At 73.9% G+C, this 15524-nt stretch carries 13 protein-coding genes; 5 read left to right on the forward strand and 8 right to left on the reverse strand.

The genetic code is table 11. The features are described from left to right. The first annotated feature begins 72 nt into the window (after positions 1–72). The 5 genes from AC24HA_RS05010 to AC24HA_RS05030 all read left to right on the forward strand — a co-directional run bounded on the left by AC24HA_RS05010 (position 73) and on the right by AC24HA_RS05030 (position 5190). Positions 73–999 carry an SDR family NAD(P)-dependent oxidoreductase gene (locus AC24HA_RS05010; RefSeq protein WP_425709794.1) on the forward strand — a complete coding sequence of 309 codons (927 nt, stop codon included), beginning with the start codon at positions 73–75 and terminating at the stop codon, positions 997–999. Beyond that, entirely contained in the window at positions 996–1892 is an 897-nt protein-coding gene (locus AC24HA_RS05015) for an amidohydrolase family protein (RefSeq protein ID WP_425709795.1), read from the forward strand. The genes AC24HA_RS05010 and AC24HA_RS05015 overlap by 4 nt, the downstream gene beginning before the upstream one ends. After that, on the forward strand, positions 1885–3426 hold the full coding sequence (locus AC24HA_RS05020; RefSeq protein ID WP_425709796.1) for an acyl-CoA synthetase: 1542 nt from the start codon (positions 1885–1887) through the stop codon (positions 3424–3426). The genes AC24HA_RS05015 and AC24HA_RS05020 overlap by 8 nt, the downstream gene beginning before the upstream one ends. Then, on the forward strand, positions 3427–3882 hold the full coding sequence (locus tag AC24HA_RS05025; RefSeq protein WP_425709797.1) for a MaoC family dehydratase: 456 nt from the start codon (positions 3427–3429) through the stop codon (positions 3880–3882). Positions 3883–4011: 129 nt separating this feature from the next. After that, complete coding sequence (locus AC24HA_RS05030) at positions 4012–5190, forward strand: acyl-CoA dehydrogenase family protein (RefSeq protein WP_425709798.1); 1179 nt, start codon at positions 4012–4014, stop codon at positions 5188–5190. Positions 5191–5327: 137 nt separating this feature from the next. Here the strand turns inward: AC24HA_RS05030 and AC24HA_RS05035 are convergent, their stop codons facing one another. The 8 genes from AC24HA_RS05035 to AC24HA_RS05070 all read right to left on the reverse strand — a co-directional run bounded on the left by AC24HA_RS05035 (position 5328) and on the right by AC24HA_RS05070 (position 15524). Continuing rightward, a complete protein-coding gene (locus AC24HA_RS05035; RefSeq protein WP_425709799.1) occupies positions 5328–6434 on the reverse strand; it encodes a fatty acid desaturase family protein in 1107 nt (368 codons plus the stop codon). A 164-nt stretch (positions 6435–6598) separates the two neighbouring features. Continuing rightward, positions 6599–7558 (reverse strand): hypothetical protein, encoded by a 960-nt coding sequence (locus tag AC24HA_RS05040; RefSeq protein WP_425709800.1) that lies wholly within the window; start codon positions 7556–7558, stop codon positions 6599–6601. A 13-nt stretch (positions 7559–7571) separates the two neighbouring features. Continuing rightward, complete coding sequence (gene dapD / locus AC24HA_RS05045) at positions 7572–8507, reverse strand: 2,3,4,5-tetrahydropyridine-2,6-dicarboxylate N-succinyltransferase (RefSeq protein ID WP_425709801.1); 936 nt, start codon at positions 8505–8507, stop codon at positions 7572–7574. Positions 8508–8632: 125 nt separating this feature from the next. Next, positions 8633–9904: an MFS transporter gene (locus tag AC24HA_RS05050; RefSeq protein WP_425709802.1), complete on the reverse strand. Its 1272-nt coding sequence runs from the start codon at positions 9902–9904 to the stop codon at positions 8633–8635. Next, complete coding sequence (locus AC24HA_RS05055) at positions 9901–10833, reverse strand: NUDIX domain-containing protein (protein WP_425709803.1); 933 nt, start codon at positions 10831–10833, stop codon at positions 9901–9903. The genes AC24HA_RS05050 and AC24HA_RS05055 overlap by 4 nt, the downstream gene beginning before the upstream one ends. Beyond that, complete coding sequence (locus AC24HA_RS05060; RefSeq protein WP_425709804.1) at positions 10830–12752, reverse strand: acetyl/propionyl/methylcrotonyl-CoA carboxylase subunit alpha; 1923 nt, start codon at positions 12750–12752, stop codon at positions 10830–10832. Before AC24HA_RS05060 ends, AC24HA_RS05055 begins: the two co-directional genes overlap by 4 nt. Before the next feature lie 263 nt (positions 12753–13015). Further along, positions 13016–13717 carry a Maf family protein gene (locus AC24HA_RS05065; protein ID WP_425709805.1) on the reverse strand — a complete coding sequence of 234 codons (702 nt, stop codon included), beginning with the start codon at positions 13715–13717 and terminating at the stop codon, positions 13016–13018. Positions 13718–13823: 106 nt separating this feature from the next. Then, the gene (locus tag AC24HA_RS05070; protein ID WP_425709806.1) at positions 13824–15524 is read right to left on the reverse strand and encodes a DUF885 domain-containing protein; all 1701 of its coding nucleotides are present in this window, start codon (positions 15522–15524) and stop codon (positions 13824–13826) included.

Genomic DNA, 15524 nt, shown 5'->3' on the forward strand with positions numbered 1-15524 from the left:
ACGGAGGCGCCGCGCGGGTACCGGCGCCGATCGGTTCGGTCGCCGCCCGACCACCGACGTCAGGAGCGCAGCATGAGCCTCACCGGCAAGGTCGCCATCGTCACCGGCAGCGGGCGGGGCCTGGGCCTCGCGTACGCCCAGGAGCTCGCCCGCCTCGGCGCCGCGGTCGTCGTCAACGACGTCGACGAGCAGGTCGCCGACGACGCCGCCCGGTCGATCACCGACGCCGGGGGGCGTGCCGTCGCCGTCGTCGCCCCGGTCGGCCCGAGCGAGACGGCCGACCGGCTCGTCTCCGCCGCGGTCGAGACGTTCGGCCGCCTCGACGTCCTCGTGACCAACGCCGGGGTCCTGCGCGACGCGGTGCTGTGGAAGATGACCGACGAGGACTTCGACACCGTCATCGACGTCCACCTGCGCGGCACCTTCACGTGCGTGCGGGCCGCCGCCACCCACATGCGGTCCGCCGGTGAGGGCGGCCGGATCATCGCGATCGGCTCGCCCACCGGCCAGCGCGGCAACTTCGGCCAGACGAACTACGCGGCGGCCAAGGCCGGCATCGTCGGCATGGTCCGCACGTGGGCGATGGAGCTGAAGCGGGCGGAGATCACCGTCAACGCCGTCGTGCCCGTCGCCGCGACCGCGATGACCGAGACCGTGCCCTTCTTCAAGGAGTTCGTCGATGCCGCGCAGGCCGGCGAGCCCATGCCGCCCTTCGCCCGCCAGGTCCTCGGCTTCGGCACGGCCGCGGACGTCGCCGGTGTCGTCGCCTACCTCGCCTCCGACGCCGCGGCCGGCGTGACCGGGCAGGCCGTCGGCGTCGGCGGCGACCGGCTCGCACTGTGGACGCACCCGACCGAGTCGGTCGTCGCCCTCACCGAGGGCGGCTGGAGCTACGAGCACCTCGCCGAGACCGCCGAGGCCCTGCTCGGACAGTCCTGGCAGAGCGTGGGCCAGGAGATGCCCCAGCCTCCCTCCCGACCGGATGCGGAGCAGCGGTGAGCACCCGCTACGAGTCGGCGCTCGACGTCGCCGCGCTCGACGCCATCGACGTCCACGTGCACGTCGAGAAGGACCACGCCGAGCACAAGTCGCTGCCCGAGGAGGTCCTCGACGCCGCCACCCGGTACTTCCGCGCCCCGACCGAGCGGGAGCTCGTCGAGGAGACGGCCGCGGCCTACCGCGGGCGGAACATGGCCGCGGTCGTCTTCACCGTCGACGCGAGCACGAACCTCGGGCACCCGCCCAACTCGGTCGACGACCTCGTGGCCGGCGCCGCGGACAACGCCGACGTGCTCCTCCCGTTCGGCTCGGTCGACCCGCTCCAGGACGGCGCGCTCGACGAGGCCCGCCGCCAGATCGAGGACCTCGGCGTCCGGGGCTTCAAGTTCCACCCCACCCTCCAGGGTTTCGACCCGTCCGACGAGCGGTACTTCCCGATCTACCACGCGATCGACGAGGCCGGCCTGGTCGCCCTGTTCCACACGGGCCAGACCGGGATCGGCGCGCGCATGCCCGGCGGCCACGGGCTGCGGCTCGGTCTGTCGAATCCCATCCTGCTCGACGACGTCGCCGCCGCCTTCCCGGACCTCACCGTGATCATGGCCCACCCCTCGGTGCCGTGGCAGGACGAGGCGATCTCCGTGGCCACGCACAAGGGGAACGCCTACATCGACCTCTCGGGCTGGTCGCCGACGTACTTCCCGCCGCAGCTCGTCCACCAGGCCGGGCGCATGCTCCAGGACAAGGTGCTGTTCGGCTCGGACCACCCGCTGCTCTCCCCGGAGCGCTGGATGCGCGACGCCGCCGGGCTCGGCTGGTCCGACGAGGTCATGGCCAAGGTCGTCAAGGACAACGCCGTGCGTGTGCTTGGGCTGGGTGGCGAGGATGCGTGACCAGGGCATCGGGTCCTGGCCGCGCCGCCGCCTGAAGTCGACCGCCGACAAGGTCGCGGTGACCTTCGAGGGCCGGTCCTTCACGTACGCCGACGTCGAGGAGCGCTCGCGACGCCTCGCGGGCGCGCTGCGCGACGCCGGCGTCGAGCGCGGGGACCGCGTGGCCTACGTGGGCTTCAACCACCCCACCCTGCTCGAGACCTTCTTCGCCACCGCGCAGCTCGGGGCCGTCTGGGTCATCGTCAACGCCCGCCTCGCGGCCCCCGAGGTGGAGTTCATCCTCGGCGACTCGGGCGCGAAGGTCGTCGTGTTCGGTCGGGACCACCACGAGCACGCCCGCCGGCTCGCCCACCTCGGCCAGGTGGGGACCTGGCTGCAGGTCGACGCGGGGGAGGAGGTGCTCGACCTGGAGGGTGCCGACGCGCGCGGGTACGAGGCGACGCTCGCCGCGGCCGGGACCGACCTCATCGACGAGCCCGTCACCTGGGACGACCCCGCGATGATCATGTACACCTCGGGCACCACGGGCCGCCCCAAGGGGGCGACCCACACGCACGGCTCGCTGAGCATGCAGTACTACAACTCGCTGGTCGACATGGACATCGCCTCGAGCGACGTCACGCTCTCGATGGCACCGCTGTTCCACGTGGCCGGGCTCAACATGCTGACGATGCCGACCTTCCTCAAGGGCGGCACGATCGTCGTGCAGGCCGGCTTCGACGCCGCGGCCGTGCTGTCCACGATCGAGTCCGAGCGGGTGACGTCGATGTTCGCCGTCCCCGCGATGATGGACACTCTCGCCGCGCGCCCGGAGTTCGCGGGCACCGACCTGTCCTCGCTGACCACCGTCGTCTGCGGCGGGTCGCCGCTGCCGGACCGGATGCTGCGCACCTGGGGCGAGCGCGGGGTGCAGGTGCAGCAGGGCTTCGGCATGACGGAGACCGCTCCGGGCATCTACCTGCTGCGCGCCGAGGACGCACTCGCGCGCTCCGGCTCCGCCGGTACGGAGCACTTCTGGACCGAGGCGCGGATCGTCGACCCCACCGGGAGAGACGTCGGCGTGGGCGAGGTCGGCGAGGTGATCGCGCAGGGGCCCAACGTCATGCGCGGCTACTGGAACCGGCCGGACGCCACCGAGGAGGTGCTGAAGGACGGCTGGTACCACACCGGCGACCTCGGCTCGTTCGACCCCGACCGGTTCCTCACCGTGCGCGACCGGCTCAAGGACATGTACATCTCCGGTGGGGAGAACATCTACCCGGCCGAGGTGGAGAACGCGCTGCTCGACCTCCCCGGCGTCGCCGACGCCGCCGTCATCGGCGTCCCGGACGAGCGCTGGGGCGAGGTCGGCCACGCCTACGTCGTCGCCGGGGAGGGCGAGGGCGGGCTCGACCCGGACCTGGTCACACGCGAGCTGGGCGAACGGCTCGCCCGCTACAAGGTGCCCAAGGAGATCGTCGTCGTCGACGAGCTGCCCCGCACCGCCACCGGCAAGCTGCAGAAGCACATCATCCGCAACAGATTCGAGGACTAGATGACCACCACCGTCTCCTTCGACGACGCCCTCTCGCTGGCCGGGACCGATCTGGGCGCCTCCGCCTGGCGCGAGGTCACCCAGGAGCAGGTGAACACGTTCGCCGACGCCACCGACGACCACCAGTGGATCCACACCGACCCCGAGCGCGCCAAGGACGGCCCGTTCGGCGGCCCGGTCGCGCACGGCTACCTCACCCTGTCCCTGGTCATCCCGATGTGGGGCGAGCTGCTCGACGTCACCGGCGTGACCACCAAGGTCAACTACGGGCTGAACAAGGTGCGCTTCCCCGCGCCCGTGCTCGTGGGCTCGCGGATCCGCATGGCCGCCACCGTGGCCGGGGTCGAGGAGGTCGGCGGGGGCGGGCTCCAGATCACCGTCGACGGCGCGATCGAGATCGAGGGCGGCGCCAAGCCCGCCGTCGTCCTCCAGGGCCTGTACCGCTTCTACCGCTGACCTCCACCCCCGGCGAGTGAGCGGACTTCTGCTTCACGAGTGAGCGGACTTCCGTCGGGCGCCCGTCCGTCGGACACTGGACGACGTCCGCCGGCCGGCCCGGCGCCACCACCTGAGAGGACGGGGACGATGGAGACTCTGTATCCGGACAGCGACCTGTACCGGTACGCCGACCTGCTCACTGGGCCCGAGCGCGCCGAGATCCTGCGGCTGCGCGCGATGCTCACGGAGCACCTGCCGGCCGAGGTGATCGACAACCACTGGGACCGCGCCGCCTTCCCGGCCGACGCCGTCGAGCCGATCGCGCGGGGCGGGTTCCTCGCCCCGGAGGCGTTCGGGGCTGAGCCGGAGCGGTGGATGTACCAGGGCTTCCGCTCGTTCGAGCTGGCTCGCCACGACGCGTCGCTCGCCACCTGGTTCAACGGTCAGGCCGCGCTGTTCCGCACGAACATCGAGGTGGGCGGCTCGCCCGAGCAGGTCGCGCGCTGGCAGCCCGACGTCCTGGACTTCACCGCACGCGGCGTGTTCGCCATGACCGAGCCGGACCACGGCTCCGACGTGGCGGGCGGGCTGGCGACCACCGCCCGACGCGACGGGGACGACTGGGTCATCGACGGCGCGAAGCGCTGGATCGGGTCCGCCGCGTTCGCCGACCACATCTGTGTGATCGCCCGGGAGCCCGACCGCGGACCGGTGCGTGCGTTCGTCGTGCCCAGGGCGGCGGACGGCGTCACGCTGACCACGATCGAGCGCAAGACGTCGCTGCGGATCGTCAACAACGCGGTGATCGAGCTCGACTCCGTGCGCGTGCCCGACGAGCTGCGCCTCGCACGGGTCGAGTCGTTCGCCGACGTGGGGGAGATGCTGCGGCGGATGCGCGCCTGCGTGGCCTGGCACGCCGCCGGCGTGCAGGCCGGGGCGTTCGAGGCGGCCCGCCGCTACGTCCTGGCCCGCGAGCAGTTCGGGCGCCCGATCGGCGGGTTCCAGCTCGTCCAGGAGAAGCTCGCGCGGATGCTCGGCAACCTCACGAGCACGCTCGGGATCGTCGTGCGCCTCTCGCAGCGCCAGGACGAGGGCGTCTTCGACGAGGTCGAGTCCTCGCTGGCCAAGCGTCAGACCTGCCTGCACATGCGGGAGACCGTGGCCCTGGCCCGCGAGGTCTGCGGCGGCAACGGCATCACGCTGGACTCCGGCGTCGCACGCTTCCACGCCGACGCCGAGGGGATCTACACCTACGAGGGCACCGACGACATCAACGCCCTCGTCGTGGGCCGGGCGATCACGGGCCTGTCGGCCTTCACCCGCTGACCGGTGAACGGACCTCCACTCGACGAGTGAGGGGATCTTTGTCTCGACGTCGAGACAAAAATCCCCTCACTCGTGCGGGTGTGGCTCGCTTCCTGGTGTGGCTCGCTTCCTGGTGTGGCTGGCCCATCGACCGCAGGTCAGGCCGTGCGCATCTGACCGGCGAGCGGGCAGGCCCAGATGTCCGCGCCCCCGCGGCCGACCTTGTGGATGTGCGCGGTCACCGCCTTGTAGGACTGGAACAGCGTGGTCTCCGTGTAGCGCACCCCGAGCTGACGGCAGTGCTCGCGGACCATGGGGGCGACCTTGCGCAGGTTCGGGCGCGCCATCGAGGGGAAGAGGTGGTGCTCGACCTGGAAGTTCAGCCCGCCCATGAACGTGTCGACCCACCGGCCGCCGGTGATGTTGCGGCTCATGAGGACCTGGCGCTGGAGGAAGTCGATCTTCATCCCCCTCGGCGCGATCGGCATGCCGACGTGGTTGGGTGCGAACGAGAGCCCGAGGTAGGCGCCGAACAGGCCCATCTGGATGGCGATGAACGCGGCGGCCTTGCCCGGCGGCAGGACGATGAACACCAGTGCGACGTAGGTGCCGAGCCGGAACGCGATGAACGAGGCCTCGACCCAGCGGTGCTCCAGCTTGTTGCGCGAGAAGAGTCGCGCGACGCCCTGGACGTGCAGGCTCAGCCCCTCGAAGGCGAGCAGGGGATAGAACGTGTACGCCTGGATCCTCGCGAACCACCGACCCGTGCGCGTCGTGCGCGTCTGCAGCGCCTCACCCGTCCAGATGACCGGTCCGGGGCCGATGTCCGGGTCCTTGCCGAGCTGGTTGGGCGCGGCGTGATGCTTGTTGTGCTTCTTGTTCCACCAGCCGTGGCCCATGCCGGTGACGAGATTGATCATCACGAGGCTCGCCCAGGTGTTCCACTTGCCGGACCTGAAGATCTGGCGGTGCGCGGCGTCGTGCCCCATGAAGGCGGTCTGGGTCATGAGCAGGCCGAGCGCCGCGGCGATGCCCATCTGCCACCACGAGTCGCCGATGAAGATGAACGCCACCACCAGGCCCGCGCCCAGCACCATGAGGATCGCGAACTTGGTCCAGTAGTAGCCGTAGGCCCGCTGCATGAGGCCGGCGTCCTTCACCGACCGCGTGAGCGTGGTGAACGAGCTGACGTACCGCTCGCCGGCGCCGCGAGCAGGGCGGTCGGGGCGGGTGTGGGGGGAGGGGGCGAGGTCGGTCACCGTCACGGTGGGCCTACTTCCGGGTGGCTCCGAACGAAGCAGGTCGCCCCGAACTGCCTCCGACGGTACTGGGTCGGGGCCCCGTGCGTGCATCGGTCCACCTGGTCGTCGCTCACGGTCCGGCCCCGACGACGAACCGCACGCTCGACGACGAACCGCACGTTCGACGATCAGCCGATCGCCACCTGGCCGGGCTCGAGGGTCGCGGCGGCGTCGACGACCGCCTGCTCGACCGCGGACAGCTCCGAGCCGACGTCGCCCACCGCCCCCCAGCCGGCGTCGTCGCCCCCGGACCGCAGCCACACCCGTCCGTCGGTCGCGACCGCCACCGCGCCCGTCTCCGTCGCGGTCGCCACGCCCCAGTGGGCGACGCCCCAGCCGGCCGCCGTCCCGCCGTCTTCGGCAGAGGCACCGTCGGGCAGCCCGCCCGCGTCCACGACGACGACGCCGGCGTCCCGCTCCTCGGCCGTCAGCCCGAGGTCCCGGCTCGCGAGGTCGGTGACGTAGGTGGTGGCGAGGGACGCGCTCGCGTCCTCGGCGCCGTCCGGCATCGACAGCCGGCAGGTGAGCCCGCCCTCGACCTGGCCCACGAGGTTCGCGGCGAAGGCGCGCGCCATCGTCTCGTGCTGGGCGTACGCCTCGGGGTAGCCGGAGCGCTGGACGGCCTGTGCGGCGTCGTTGACCGACATGTCCGCCCAGCCGTCGATCGTCACGAGCTCGTCGTAGAATCGGCCCGTGGAGTAGACGGGGTCCATGATCTGCTCGACCTCGCCCCAGCCCTGGGAGGGGCGCTGCTGGAAGAGCCCCACCGAGTCGCGGTCGCCGTAGTCGATGTTGCGCAGCTTCGACTCCTGCATGGCGGTGGAGATGGCGACCGTCGTGGCGCGGATCGGCAGGTCGCGCTGCTGGGCCAGCCCGACCATGAGAGCGGCGTTCGCGGCCTGGTCGCCGTCGAGGGTGGCGCCGAGGTCGCCGCCCGCCTCGGCGCGGCACGTCCCGGACTCGGGCGAGCGCACCACGTGGGTGAGGATGGCGACGACGCCGCCGACCGCGACCGCGAGCACGACCGCGACGACGGCGAGGCCGCCGAGGCAGGACAGGCCGGAGCGCGGACGCGACCCGCCGTTCACGCGCGGGGTGGGGTCATGCGTGCAGGGCGTCGTTGAGCGCGACGCCGTGCCCCTCGCGGGCCAGGACCTGGACGGCGCCGGTGACCGAGTGGCGGCGGAACAGCAGACCGTCCACGCCGGACAGCTCGCGGGCCGCGACGACCTTCTCCTCGGGCAGGACCGTGACCTTCGTGCCGGCCGTGACGTAGAGCCCGGCCTCGACCACGCAGTCGTCGCCCAGGGAGATGCCGACGCCGGCGTTCGCGCCGAGCAGGCAGCGCTCCCCGATGGTCACCTGCTCGGTGCCGCCGCCGGAGAGCGTGCCCATGATGGACGCGCCGCCGCCGACGTCGGAGCCGTCGCCCACGACCACGCCCTGGGAGATGCGGCCCTCGACCATCGAGCGGCCGAGCGTCCCGGCGTTGTAGTTGACGAAGCCCTCGTGCATGACGGTCGTGCCCTCGGCGAGGTGCGCGCCCAGGCGGACGCGGTCGGCGTCGCCGATGCGGACGCCCGAGGGGACGACGAAGTCGACCATGCGCGGGAACTTGTCGAGGAGCTGGACCACGACGTGCTGACCCGCCGCGGCCGCGCGCACCCGCACGGCGGGCAGGTCCGCGGGCAGGACGGCGCCGAGGGTCGTCCACGCGACGATCGGCAGGCGTCCGAAGATCCCTTCGAGGTTGACCGTGCGCGGCCGGACCAGGCGGTGGGAGAGCAGGTGCAGGCGCAGGTAGGCGTCGGCGACGTCGACGGGGGCGACGTCGAGGTCGATCGTGGTCGTGACGACCTCCACGACGACGCCGCGCACCTCGTCCGTGCGTGCGCCGGCGGAGATCCTCTCCAGGGCCTCGGCGTCGTGGCCGGCGGGCGGCGCGCCGAGCGCGGGGGAGGGGTACCAGACGTCGAGCGTCTCGCCGGACTCTGTGCGGGTGGCCAGGCCGTGGCCCCAGGCGTGCGAGGAGGTCATGCGACCAGGGTAGTTCGGGCCACTGCCGCGTCGGCGAGCCGTCCGCGTGAGGCTGGTCCCGTCACCGCCGGCTCAGAGCAGCTCGATCCGACACCGCGGGCCGGGGGTAGGCGTGGTCGTCCGTCTCAGTCCTCCGCGCCGATCCGCGCGTCGCGCATCGGCGAGAGCGCCACCACCGACGCCGCGACGGCGAAAACCGCCGCGACCGTGACGAACGTCCACCGGTACCCGACCGCCCCCGCCAGCACGCCGCCGAGGAGCGCGCCGACCACGGCGACGGTGCGGTTCGCCGACCGCCTGCTCGCGTTGACCCGCCCGAGCATCGCGCGCGGGGTGCGCAGCTGCCACCACCCCATCTCCGGGGCGTCCTCGACGCCCATGCCGAAGCCGTGGACGAGCTGCACCGCCACGAGCCAGAGGACCGGGACCCAGGTGGCGGCGTCGGCGGGGGTCAGGGCGCCCGCCACCCAGGCGGGCACCATGAGGGCCCGGCCGAGCACGACCGTCCGGCCGTCGCCGAGCCGCGCCGCGACGCGGGTGGAGACCAGGGTGCCGGCGAGCGCGCCGACGCCCGCCGCGGTGAGGACCAGACCGTATGCGGCGACGGACAGGTCGAGGTCGCGCAGCACGAACAGCCCGAGGACGGTGGTCACCGCGCTGTTGGCGAGGAACCACACGTGCGTGGAGATCGCCAGCGGTCCGAGCGTGCGATGCCGGTAGACGAGGCGCAGGCCCTCACCGATGCCGCGCCACAGGCGGGGCCGCTCGGGGGCCGGCGGGGGCTCGACCTCGCGGATGCCCGCCACGAGCAGGGCGGAGCCGAGCCGCGCGAGGGCCGTGAGGGCCAGCGCGAACGGGGCGGTGAGCAGGGCGACGACCAGGCCACCGAAAGCCGGTCCCGAGGTCTGGGCGACGGTCGCCGCCTGGCCGATCCGCGCGTTAGCCGCCACGAGCGCACCCCGGGGGACGAGGTCCGGGAGGTAGGACTGCTCGGCCGCTGCCACGATCACCCCGCACGCCGCGACGCCGAAGAGCGTGAGGGCGGTCGCCGGCACGGTCAGTGCCCCGGCCAGGTGGAGCGCGGGGATCACCAGCAGGAGGACGGCCTGGGCGAGGTTGGCGCCGACGAGCGTGGGCCGTCGCCGCCACCGGTCGACGTAGGCGCCCGCCACGAGGCCGATGAGCAGGTACGGGAGGAACTGGGCCGCCCGGACGATCCCGACCTGGGTCTCCGAGGCGTGCAGGACGTCGATGACGAGGACGTCGACGGCGAGCACCGAGACGGCCGCCCCGACCTGACCGACGGACGTCGACAGCCACAGGCCGCGGAACCCGGGCAGGCGGAGCGGCTCGACGCGGCGCGGCGGTCCGGCCCCCGCCGCCGCGCCGTCGCTCATGCGCGTAAGGAGCGGGGGCGGACGACCGAGGGGCCCACGACGACGGCGCCCACCGCGCGGCACCGCCCGGCCAGCGCGCGGTCGGCCGTCGCGACGACGACACGCGTGAAGCCCTGCGCCGGTGCGCCGGGAGCGTCGCCCGCGAGGGAGGCGGCGAGCCCGACGATCTCGTCGTCCCCCTCGCCGGGCGCGTCGTGGACGGTGACGGCCGTGGTCGAACCGACCCCGCGCGCCGCCCCCTCGGCGACGAGATGGACCTCGGGGTACCAGCGGTCACCGGGCAGCCCGACCTCGGCCGCCGGCAGCCCTGCTGCGGCGAGGTCCGCGAGCGAGTCACGCAGCCGGACCGTGGCGCCCGCGCGGTCCCGCCACCAGCCGTCCGGGACGGAGCCGACGACGTTGGCGGAGTCGACGACGAGGACCACCCGTCCGAGCATCCGGCCCAGCTCGTCCAGGGAGTCGGCGAACGCCGGCAGGAGCGGGCGGTCCCCTCCGCGCAGCTCGGCCAGTCGGACCCAGCGGACCTCGAGGGACTCGATGTCGGCGGCCCGGACGGTCGCCTCGTCGGCGGCGCGGGCGAGCACGGTCGTGTAGGACCAGTCCGGGTGGGTGAGCGCGCGCGTGGCGTGCACCGTGAGGTGGTCCGTCTCGATGCCCGACTCCTCGGCCGCCTCCCGCAGCGCCCCGGTCAGGGCGCTCTCGCCGTCGGCGACCGCGCCCCCGGGGATGCCCCACGTGCCGCCGTGGTGGGACCACTCGGCGCGGTGCTGGAGCGCGACCTCGACGTCGCCGCCCGCGGGTCGCCAGGCGAGGAGACCGGCGGCGCCGTTGAGGCCCCAGTGCCGTGCGCGGCACGCGCACTCGACCCAGCCGTCCCCCGGCATGCGCCGCAGGCGGGCGACGGACGGGGGAGGGCCGGAGGTGGTCACGGGGTGGGCGGCAGCGGGACCGGCGACGGCGTGGTCCCGGGCGTGTCCCCGCCCGCGGCGGCGTCGCCCCCGGCGGTCGGCGCGGCGTCGTCGGGCCCGGGGTCGACGATCGTGCAGATGACGGTCCCGGCGGAGACGGTGGCGCCGGCGGAGCCGGACAGCCCTGTCACGCGGCCGGCGCGGTGGGCGGCCAGCGGCTGCTCCATCTTCATGGCCTCGAGGACCACCACCGTCTGGCCGGCCTCGACCAGGTCGCCCTCGGCCACGGCGAACGTGACGATCGTGCCCTGCATCGGTGCGGTGAGGGTGTCGCCGCCCGAACCGGAGGAGCCGTTGCCCCGGGCGGCGCCGGAGCGGCGCAGGGGCCGGCGGACCGGGCCGCGGCCGAAGCGGTTCTGGGAGATGCCCAGGCCCGCGGGGATGACGACCTCGAGCCGCTTGCCTCCTACCTCGACGACGACCCGCTCGGTGGGCGCCGGCTCGGGCGCGGGGTCGTCGGCGGGCGGCGCCTCGGGGCGGGTGCTCGGCAGGCCGCTGAGCTCGTCGGCGTAGTCGTTCTCGATCCACGTGGTGTGGACGCGGAAGCCGTCGGCGCCGTCGGAGGCGACGAAGTCGGGGTGGGCGAGGACGGAGGCGTGGAAGGGCAGCACCGTCGGGACGCCGGCCACCCGGGTCTCGCGCAGGGCGCGGCGCGCGCGCTCGATCGCCTGGGTGCGGGTGGCGCCGGTGACGATGATCTTGGCGAGCATCGAGTCGAACGCACCGGAGATCTCGTCGCCGGCGACGACCCCGGAGTCCACGCGCACCCCCGGGCCCGAGGGCCAGGCGAGCTCGGTGATCGTGCCGGGCGCCGGCATGAATCCCGAGGCGGGGTCCTCGCCGTTGATCCGCAGCTCGATGGAGTGGCCGCGCAGGAGGACCTCGTCGTAGCCGAGGGGCTCGCCGGCCGCGAGGCGCAGCTGCTCGCGCACGAGGTCCAGGCCGCTGACCTCCTCGGTCACGGGGTGCTCGACCTGGAGGCGGGTGTTGACCTCGAGGAAGGAGATCGTGCCGTCCACGCCGAGGAGGAACTCACAGGTCCCTGCGCCCACGTACCCGGCCGCCGAGAGGATGGCCCTCGACGCCTCGACGAGGCGCGCGTTCTGGTCCTCGGTGAGGAACGGCGCGGGGGCCTCCTCGACGAGCTTCTGGTGGCGGCGCTGCAGCGAGCAGTCGCGGGTGGAGACCACGACGACGTTGCCGTGCGCGTCCGCCAGGCACTGGGTCTCCACGTGCCGGGGCCGGTCGAGGAACCGCTCGACGAAGCACTCGCCGCGGCCGAACGCCGCGAGGGCCTCCCGCACGGCGGAGTCGTACTGGGCGGTGACCTCCTCGGCGCTGCGGGCCACCCGCAGGCCGCGGCCGCCGCCGCCGAAGGCGGCCTTGATGGCCAGGGGGTAGCCGTGCTCGGTGCCGAACGAGACGACCTCGTCCGCGCCGGAGACCGGGTCTTTCGTGCCGGGCACCAGCGGGGCGCCTACGGACTGGGCGATGCGCCGGGCGGTCACCTTGTCCCCGAGGGACTCGATCGCCTCCGGCGGCGGGCCGACCCACAGGATCCCGGCGTCGGTGACGGCGCGCGCGAAGGCGGCGTCCTCGGACAGGAAGCCGTAGCCGGGGTGTACGGCGTCCGCGCCGGAGCGGCGCGCGGCGTCGAGAACCTTGGCGGCGTCGAGGTAGGTCTCCGCGGCGCGGGTGCCGGACAGTGCGTAGGCCTCGTCGGCGAGCAGGACGTGCTGGGCCTCCCGGTCCTGGTCGGCGTACACGGCGACGGTGGCGATGCCCGCGTCGCGGCAGGCGCGCACCACCCGGACGGCGATCTCGCCGCGGTTGGCCACGAGCACCTTGCGCGGCAGCGGGTAGGGACCCTCGTTCGCCATACCTCTCCTCGCTGCCGTTCGGGGCGCGGACGCCGATGTGCGCGCGCGTTGCCCCGCTACGTTAGCCGGACGTCGCGCCGCGGCCCAACGAGGGCCGGTGTGACGTTGTGCGCCGGGTCGCCGTGCGCGCCCGGCGCCCGCGTGTGCCCGGCCCCGGCGTCGAGGTCGTGCCTCACCCGGCGAGGTCGTGCGTGGGAGGCACGATCTCGCCAGGTGAGGCACGAGCTCGGCGGGTGTGCCGGTGACGGGACGGCGCCCGGCCGTCAGGCCCAGAGGTCGGTCACCGCGACGCCGTGCTCGCCGAGCAGCTCGCGCAGCAGCGGCAGCGAGACCCCGACGACGCCGTGGAAGTCCCCCTCGATCCCGCGGACGAACGGCCCGCCGATCCCGTCCACGGTGAACCCACCGGCCACCTTCAGGGGTTCACCGGTCGCGACGTAGGCGTCGATCTCGGCGTCGGACAGGTCGGCGAAGTGGATGACCGCCGAGGACACGCCCCCGACGCCGGAACCCTCCGCGCGGTCGTCTCCCGTCGCCGCGTCCCGCCCGGCCCCGACGTCGACGAGCCAGTGCCCCGTGTGCAGCACGCCCGTGGAGCCGCGCATGGCCCGCCACCGGCGCGTGGCCGTCTCGGCGTCGCCGGGCTTGCCGACGACCTCGACCCCGCCCCCGAGGTCGACCTCGAGCATCGAGTCGCAGCCCAGGACCAGGGTGCGACCGTGCGCGGAGCCGGGCTCCGCCGTCGGGCCCGCGTCGGCGACGTCCTCGGCCTTGGCGCGGGCGAGCGCGAGGACCTGGTCGGCGGGTGACGGCGGGGGATCGCCGGCCTTCTCCGCCGCGCGCGCCTGCGCCTCGAGCACGGCGGGCTCGTCGACGTCGGAGACCTGGACGTCGTGCGCGATCCCGGCTGCGGTCAGGGTGGCGGTGCGGGCGGGCGAGGCGGAGGCGAGCAGGAGACGGAGCACCAGACGAGGGTATGGCCAGGACGGTGCGCGCTCGTCGCGCGCCGTCGACGACGGACCGGACTCCCGACGGGTCCTGACCGCACTCCCGACGACAGAGGGGTGGGGGTCAGGCGAGGGCGCGGCGGAGGGTGTCGAGGCCGACCGAGCCGACGTCGAGGGCCCGTCGGTGGAACCGCTTGAGGTCGAAGTCGGCCCCCTCGCGGGCGGCGGTCTCGTCCCGGATCTGCTCCCAGATCCGCTGGCCCACCTTGTAGCTCGGTGCCTGGCCCGGCCACGTCATGTAGCGGTCGAGCTCGAAGGCGAGGAAGGCGTCGTCGGAGTTGGCGTTCTCCTGCAGGTAGGGCCATGCCACCTCGGCGTCCCACCGGCCGGGGCCGAGGTCGGCGGGCCGCGGCAGCCCGAGGTGCACGCCGATGTCGAGGACCACGCGCGCCGCGCGCATCCGCTGGCCGTCGAGCATGCCCATCCGGTCGCCCGGGTCGTCGAGGTAGCCCAGCTGCTCCATGAGCCGCTCGGCGTACAGGGCCCAGCCCTCGCCGTGGCCGGAGACCCACACACCCACCCGGCGGAAGGCGTTGAGCAGCTCGGAGCGGTACGCGGTCTGCCCGATCTGCAGGTGATGGCCGGGCACGCCCTCGTGGTAGACGGTCGTCAGCTCGCGCCAGGTGCCGAACTCGGTGACGCCCTTCGGCACGGACCACCACATGCGCCCGGGGCGCGAGAAGTCCATGCTCGGACCCGTGTAGTAGATGCCGCCGGTCTGGGTCGGGGCGATGCGGCACTCGAGGCGGCGCACCGGCTCGGGGATGTCGAAGGACGACTCGGCGAGCTCCGCGACCGCCCGGTCGGACGTGGCCTGCATCCACTCCTGCAGCGCATCGGTGCCGTGGAGCGTGCGCGCCGGGTCGGCGTCGAGGTTCGCCATCGCCTCGGCGACCGTGGTGCGCGGCCCGTACAGCTCCGCCGCCACGGCCTCCTGCTCGGCCGTCAGCCGAGCGACCTCCTCCAGCCCCCACGCGTACGTCTCCTCCAGGTCGACGTCCGCGCCGAGGAAGTAGCGCGAGTGCAGGGCGTAGCGCTCGGCCCCGACGGCGTCACCCTCGCCCGCGTGCGGCGCGAGCTCGGTCTCGATCGTCTCCGCGAGCGCGCCGTAGGCGGCCCGCGCCTCCTCGGCGCCGCGCTCGAGGTCCGCCGCGAGCTGCCCAGACGCCACGGCGCCGTCCGGCCGGGCGCCGGCCGCGAACGCGGTGAAGAAGGAGTCCTCGGCGGCGAGCTCACGCGCCTGCTCGACGCCGATCCGCACCTGCCGCCGGGACGGGTACCTGCCCTGCGCGGCCTGGGTCCGCAGCGCCTCCGTGTAGCCGGCCAGGGCGCCGGGGAGGGTGCGTAGCCGTTCGGCGATCCAGGACCAGTGCTCCGCGGTGTCGGTGGCCATGAGGTCGAAGGTGTCGCGCAGGTTCTGCAGCGGGCCGTGGAGGTTGTTGAGCGGCGCGAGGTCCTCGCCCGCCTCGTGCAGGGCGATCCCGGCGCCGAGGCGCTCGCGTAGGACGTCGGCGGTGACGGCGTCGACGTCGTCGGCCGCCTCGAGCCGAAAGAGCTCGGCGAGCGTGGCGCGCCTGAGGTCCGCCCGGGCGGCCACGCCGTCCGGGGTGAGGTCCGGCCACTCGTGCTCGTGGCCGGGCAGGCCCATGTCGGTGGCGTCGATCGGGTCGAGCGCCGCGGCCGCGGCCAGGTGCCGCTCGGCGAGGGCGTCGATCGCGGTGGTGGCGCGCGGGGCAGACTCGGGGCCGGTCGAGGTGGTGGTCAC

The sequence above is a fragment of the Georgenia sp. Z1491 genome (genome assembly GCF_057652395.1).

What these genes read in the sequence shown, in the direction of transcription:
- AC24HA_RS05010 (WP_425709794.1), top strand. Translation starts at nt 73, where the DNA reads ATGAGCCTCACCGGCAAGGTCGCCATCGTCACCGGCAGCGGGCGGGGC.
- AC24HA_RS05020 (WP_425709796.1), top strand. Translation starts at nt 1,885, where the DNA reads ATGCGTGACCAGGGCATCGGGTCCTGGCCGCGCCGCCGCCTGAAGTCG.
- AC24HA_RS05025 (WP_425709797.1), top strand. Translation starts at nt 3,427, where the DNA reads ATGACCACCACCGTCTCCTTCGACGACGCCCTCTCGCTGGCCGGGACC.
- AC24HA_RS05030 (WP_425709798.1), top strand. Translation starts at nt 4,012, where the DNA reads ATGGAGACTCTGTATCCGGACAGCGACCTGTACCGGTACGCCGACCTG.
- dapD (WP_425709801.1), bottom strand. Translation starts at nt 8,507, where the DNA reads ATGACCTCCTCGCACGCCTGGGGCCACGGCCTGGCCACCCGCACAGAG.
- AC24HA_RS05050 (WP_425709802.1), bottom strand. Translation starts at nt 9,904, where the DNA reads ATGAGCGACGGCGCGGCGGCGGGGGCCGGACCGCCGCGCCGCGTCGAG.
- AC24HA_RS05060 (WP_425709804.1), bottom strand. Translation starts at nt 12,752, where the DNA reads ATGGCGAACGAGGGTCCCTACCCGCTGCCGCGCAAGGTGCTCGTGGCC.